The 3,062-nt window shown below is 71.1% G+C and carries 5 protein-coding genes; 3 read left to right on the top strand and 2 right to left on the bottom strand.

Translation table 11 applies throughout. The annotated features are described in order from the left end of the window. The coding region (locus AN218_RS37505; RefSeq protein ID WP_216311775.1) for a hypothetical protein at positions 1-240 on the bottom strand (240 nt) is incomplete at its 3' end. A 283-nt stretch (positions 241-523) separates the two neighbouring features. Here AN218_RS37505 and AN218_RS16410 point away from each other — a divergent pair. Genes AN218_RS16410 through AN218_RS16400 form a run of 3 tightly spaced genes read left to right on the top strand, consistent with a single transcriptional unit; the run spans position 524 to position 1,913 of the window. Next, a complete protein-coding gene (locus tag AN218_RS16410) occupies positions 524-949 on the top strand; it encodes a roadblock/LC7 domain-containing protein (protein ID WP_070017635.1) in 426 nt (141 codons plus the stop codon). Continuing rightward, positions 950-1,339 (top strand): DUF742 domain-containing protein, encoded by a 390-nt coding sequence (locus AN218_RS16405; protein ID WP_070017634.1) that lies wholly within the window; start codon positions 950-952, stop codon positions 1,337-1,339. Further along, positions 1,320-1,913, top strand: a complete 594-nt coding sequence (locus AN218_RS16400) for a GTP-binding protein (protein ID WP_070017633.1) — start codon at positions 1,320-1,322, stop codon at positions 1,911-1,913. The genes AN218_RS16405 and AN218_RS16400 overlap by 20 nt, the downstream gene beginning before the upstream one ends. Positions 1,914-2,413: 500 nt before the next feature. Here the strand turns inward: AN218_RS16400 and AN218_RS16395 are convergent. Next, on the bottom strand, positions 2,414-3,062 hold a 649-nt coding region (locus AN218_RS16395), incomplete at its 5' end, for an asparagine synthase-related protein (protein ID WP_244900482.1).

Below are 3,062 nucleotides of genomic sequence, written 5' to 3'. Positions count from 1 at the left end.
GGCCGAAGCGGAATCGGCGGCGGCCGAGGCGTCGGCGGCACCGGAGGCCCCCGCGGCACCGACAGCCCCGACGGCACCGGCGGCTCCCGACGCCCCTGCGGCTGCTGCGGCGTATGAGGCCCAGGCCCCCGTGGCTCCGGCCGCGTCCGAGCCCTGGAGCGCCGCATCGGCAGCGGCGTCGGCGTCCGCCTCCGCCCCCGCGGGGGCGCCACCGGAGCGCTCCGAACCGGGCAGGCTCAAGGCCCCGTTGACACTCCCCACGAGAAAACCGGGCGAGAACCTCGCAGCACCACTGCGCCGGCCGCCCGGGCCACCCCCCACAGCAGAGCGGCACTCCGCGGACGACGGCCACGCACCCCGGTGGCCCACCCCCGGCCGAGCCGGGGCGATAGCGGGCGCCGTACAGCGGGCCGGCCGGCAGGCCCGCACCGAGTCGTCGGACGCACAGTGCGACGGCGCCTCCCCGGAGGACGCCTGAACCGTGACGGTGGCACTGAGGTTCCCTTGAGGAAGGACCAGGACATTGACTGAGCAGTCACCAGTCTATGAAAAGCTCAATTGGCTACTCGACGGCCTGCTGGACCGCGTCCCCGACACGCTCCACGTCATCGTGCTGTCGCAGGACGGGCTGCTTCTCGCGCGCTCACGTGACGTCAGCAAGGACGACGCCGATCACATGTCGGCCCTCGCCTCCGGGCTGCACAGCCTTTCCATGGGTGCCGCGCGCCGATTCCACGGCGGACGGGTGCGGCAGACGGTCATCGAAATGGAGAACGTGCTGCTTCTGATCACGGCCGGCGGTGACGGGTCCCGGCTCGCGCTGCTCGCCAACGAGAACGTCGACGCGGGCATGGCCGCTTATGAGATGGCCAAGGTCGTCCAGCAGGTCGGCGCACACCTCAGTGCAGCACCTCGCCTCGAAGTGGCAGCCGGTGATCAGTCGCGATAAATGGGAACTCCTCACCACCCTCAGTGGTTCGACAGAGAGGCCGGATTCACCACCCGGCCCTACGCGATTACGCGTGGGCGCACGTTACCCAGCCGGTCTGATCTCACGCTGATTACCCAAGTGGTCGGAAACGATGCGGGTTCCGGCCACGACACGCGCCGGGAACAGCCCGAGTCGGCCGCCATCATGGAACTGGTCAGAAGGCGGCCGCTGGCGATCGTGGAGATCGCCTCGTATCTCGATCTGCCGGCCAGCGTGGTGAGGGTCTTGTGCGGAGATCTGGCCGACAGGTCGCTCATCCTCGTCAAGAAGCCCGGCCCCGAGAATGACACCCCGGACGAGCATGCTCGCGTATTGCGTAAGGTGATCGATGGAATCCGAAAGCTCTGAACCGAGGCATGCCGGAACGGCATTGCCGACGGCGCTGAAAATCCTGGTCGCAGGCGGTTTCGGCGTGGGCAAGACGACGATGATCGGATCGGTCAGCGAAATCGAGCCGCTGAACACCGAGGAAGACATCACGGAAGCCAGCCTGGGCGTCGACGACCTCAGAGGGATTCCCGACAAGACGACGACCACGGTCGCCATGGACTTCGGCCGCATCACCCTCGACGAGGCCGGCGAGAACGTGCTCTATCTGTTCGGAATGCCCGGCCAGGAACGCTTCTGGTTCATGTGGGAGGACCTCGCCGCCGGTGCGCTCGGCGCCGTCATACTCGCCGACTCACGGCGGCTCTCCGACTGCTTCGCGTCCGTGGACTTCTTCGAGCAGTGCCGCATTCCGTTCGCCGTCGGCGTCAACTGCTTCTACGGCGAATGCGACTTCTCCGCCGACCAGATCAGGGCCGCGCTGAGCCTGCGTTCGCCGGTGCCCGTCGTCATGTGCGACGTACGGCACCGGGAGCCCAGCAAAGAGGTGCTGCTCGCCCTGCTGGAGTCCGAGCACGCGAAGGTCGGTGCGTGAGGGGCGCCTGAGAGACGCCCGACGGATCCCCGGCAGACGTCCGGGGAACGCGGCTGTGTGAACTCCGGGTAGAGGCACGGCAGTTGGCGCCGTGATGCGGTGCTGCGCCGTGCCGTGTGGTGCCGCGTCGCGCCGAGTGTTCCTCTCTGCGGGGAGCGGCGGCGCCGTCTCCAGCGGTACGTCCGGCGAGACCTCCAGTGGTACGTCCAGCGGTACGCCCAACCCCTCCCGGCAGAGTGGTCACGCATGGGGGGAGACCGACCCCGCCGGGCCCGCCTTCGAGCGGGGGCGGAACGGCACCGGTCGCGTCGGGGGACCGACCGGGCGGCCGGGCGAGGGCGGTCAACAGGGCCCGCACAGCTCCCACTTGGGGCGACGGAGGAGCTGTGCGGGCCGACGGCCGACTCCCCGCCCGTCGCGGCCCGTTCGGGGCCGGATGTACGACTGACCCGAGCCGGGGTGGGAACGCCACCCCCAACTGCCGCCGCCCTCCGCCGTGTTCACGGCGTACCCCGCAGCGATTCCGGAAGCGGCGGCCCCGGTGGCGCGTGCGCGCCGGGTTCCGCGCCCGGGAGGGAGCGCAGCCAGATCTCGCACCCCAGGGTCGGCATCAGCGACGTCGGCGGCGTCTGCGAGGCGGCGGAGGCGTGGGCGTGCAGGGCCTGGTCGAGGCGTTCGCGGTCGACGAGTCCGGCGGCGGCCAGCCGTGAACCGTCCAGCAGCGAGTGAATCCCCCCGGACCGCCGGTGCAGCGCCCGGTGCAGATCGGCCTCGCAGGAGCCCTTCGCGGTGCGCCGCAGCACGCCCGGCGGTACGAGGCCCCGCATGGCGGTGGTCAGTAGCGGTGTGCGGGGGCCGGGCGCGGCGGCCTCGCGCGGATCGGCGGAGAGCGCGGCGGTCACCACCGCGTCGTCCGTGAAGGGGAAGGCGCACTCCGGGCCTTCCAGTGCCGCGTTCATCTGCCGGGCCGCGTTGCCGCCGTGCCGTACCCGGTGCAGCGCGGTGTGCACCGAGCGCTGCGGGGCGAGCGGTTCGGCCTGCTCGTCGGCGAGTTCGCGCAGCAGGGCGCGTGCCGCCTCGACGGCCTCTGCGGTCGCCCACGGCGGCATCCGCGGCGGTGCCTGCCAGCCGAGCAGCGCCTCCGGCGGT

The sequence above is a fragment of the Streptomyces nanshensis genome (genome assembly GCF_001751255.1).
In the GTDB taxonomy this organism is placed as follows: Bacteria; Actinomycetota; Actinomycetes; order Streptomycetales; family Streptomycetaceae; genus Streptomyces; species Streptomyces nanshensis_A.
This window is presented reverse-complemented; position numbering and strand designations above follow the sequence as displayed.

Excerpts from the sequence above, each read along its gene's own strand:
- AN218_RS16405 (WP_070017634.1), top strand. The coding sequence starts at position 950 with ATGGGAACTCCTCACCACCCTCAGTGGTTCGACAGAGAGGCCGGATTC.
- AN218_RS16400 (WP_070017633.1), top strand. The coding sequence starts at position 1,320 with ATGGAATCCGAAAGCTCTGAACCGAGGCATGCCGGAACGGCATTGCCG.